Raw genomic sequence first — 2,053 nt, 5'->3', positions numbered from 1 at the left:
TATCTGTAAGCAACAGCAAACCATATTCGGTTTCAGGTTTACTCCTTATTTATCAAAAACCATCGATTCCGTTCATTATTTCCGGGCAGGGATCAATACCTTGTATGAATTTGGAGGGACAATTACCTCAAAAAACTTTACTCCTGAAATCTATTACAATTACAAAGGTTTATTTTTGCCGTACTGCCATCGGGAGCTTGCCGCAAAATTTGAATTACCTGATCCAAATTAGATAGTGCTTTGAGTAAACCTTCCACCAAATGCACACGACTTTGGGCCTTCTCCAACTCATAATTGTAGCGACGGTTCAGCGTCTCTTCTCGGAAACTCAAAAACTCCTGCAACAGTTGACGCAAACTTAACTGGCGGGGTTGTCCATTCACTATTGCTAGGAGAATTGCCCCAAAAGTCATCTGTAAAGCAGTTTGGTGATATAAATTCTGGAGAACTTCTTGGGGATTGGTATCGCGTTTGAGTTCAATTACCACTCGCATCCCTTCGCGATCGCTTTCATCCCGAAGATCAGAAATTCCTTGCAAACGACCTTGATTTACTAAGTCCGCTACCTTCTCAATCCAGGCAGCCTTATTTACTTGATAAGGCAATTCTGTAATGATAATTGCCGTCCGTCGCTTGCTTCCCCTAGTGGCTGGAATTTCCTCCAGAGTTGCAACTCCCCGCAGCAGAATTCCACCTTTACCTGTGGTGTATGCTTCCCGAATTCCCGCCTCACCAATTATTTCCCCACCTGTGGGAAAGTCTGGCCCTGGAATTAACTCAAATAATTTTTCATCTGGCAAATCTGGGTTGTCGATTAAAGCAATTAACCCATCGACAACTTCCCCCAAATTGTGAGGTGGTACATTCGTCGCCATTCCCACAGCAATACCAGAACAGCCATTGAGCAACAGAAACGGCAATTGAGCAGGTAACACCGTTGGTTCTTGCTGGGAATTATCAAAGTTCCCGACAAATTCCACAGTTTCTTCGCCAATTTCTGTCAGCATTCCCTCATGGCTGATGGGTGCGAGGCGGGTTTCTGTGTAACGCATCGCTGCTGGCGGGTCATTATCGACACTGCCAAAGTTACCGTGTCCTGCCAGCAAGGGATAGCGGCTAGAAAAGTCTTGTACCAGCCTCACTAAAGCATCGTAAACTGATTGGTCGCCGTGGGGATGGTATTTACCCAACACATCACCCACTACACGGGCACATTTTCGATAGGGTCTATCTGGTACTAAACCGAGTTCGTGCATGGCATATAGAATGCGACGATGCACTGGTTTTAAGCCATCACGCACGTCTGGTAGCGCTCGCCCGACAATCACGCTCATGGCATATTCTAGATAAGACCGTTGCATCTCGGTATGCAGGGCTGTTGTAATTACCTGTCCCGTTGAGAGAAGGTTTAACTGTTTTGCCATGAGTTTTTTCCCTGAAATTTAACTACACTAAAGCCGTCGGAACTCAATATTGCAGCAACCACAGCATAACGGATGAAATGGGATTCCTAACAAAATATTGATAGTCATAGAAGAAAAAGCAGTAGTATCAAGGCCAAAGAATGTCTGATTCAGAATCGCGAGAGGATCAGGGTCTTGGGTCATGACGCCTACCGATCAGTTAAACAGCACTATTGGAACCGACGACAAAGTGCCACTATAAATACCAAGCCCCAGGCGATACAGAGACCAACAGGAATGAGCTGAGCAATGTGATGTCCCCGCAGGAATGGTGGAGTCGTTCCCGACCTTGCAAACTGACCTTCGACCGTAAAGAAGACTCTGGCATCTGTTTTGAGGTGGTTCTGCTCAATGTCGCGCAGTGTGCCGATCCAAACGGAATGCCAGTAGTCGTTGTGACGTATCCAAAGGACCCATGCTGTCGCGAGAATCAAGCCGACAATGGACAAGAGGATGAGCGCGCTAAAGTCTTGCGCCGCTTTCTCCTTGGGAAGATACGTTGAGCCAGCCAAGGCGGCTAAGGCGCCATGAGCCGTAAGGAAAACAGTGCTGAACTTGAACAAATAGTCGTCTTGAAAATTCAGGCGACT

1 protein-coding gene and 1 pseudogene are annotated in these 2,053 nt (G+C 46.5%); both read right to left on the bottom strand.

What is annotated here, in order from left to right; genetic code table 11:
* Positions 1–158: 158 nt before the first annotated feature.
* Positions 159–1,424, bottom strand: a pseudogene (locus tag LC574_RS37510) (DNA topoisomerase (ATP-hydrolyzing) subunit A); the annotation flags it as partial.
* A 209-nt stretch (positions 1,425–1,633) separates the two neighbouring features.
* Positions 1,634–2,053: hypothetical protein (locus LC574_RS37505; protein ID WP_229458682.1), on the bottom strand; the 420-nt coding region annotated here is incomplete at its 5' end.

Source organism: Nostoc sp. CHAB 5715, from assembly GCF_020829685.1.
Classification (GTDB): domain Bacteria; phylum Cyanobacteriota; class Cyanobacteriia; order Cyanobacteriales; family Nostocaceae; genus Nostoc.
The sequence above is the reverse complement of the archived record's forward strand: the minus strand, read 5'-3'. Positions and strand labels throughout refer to the sequence as shown.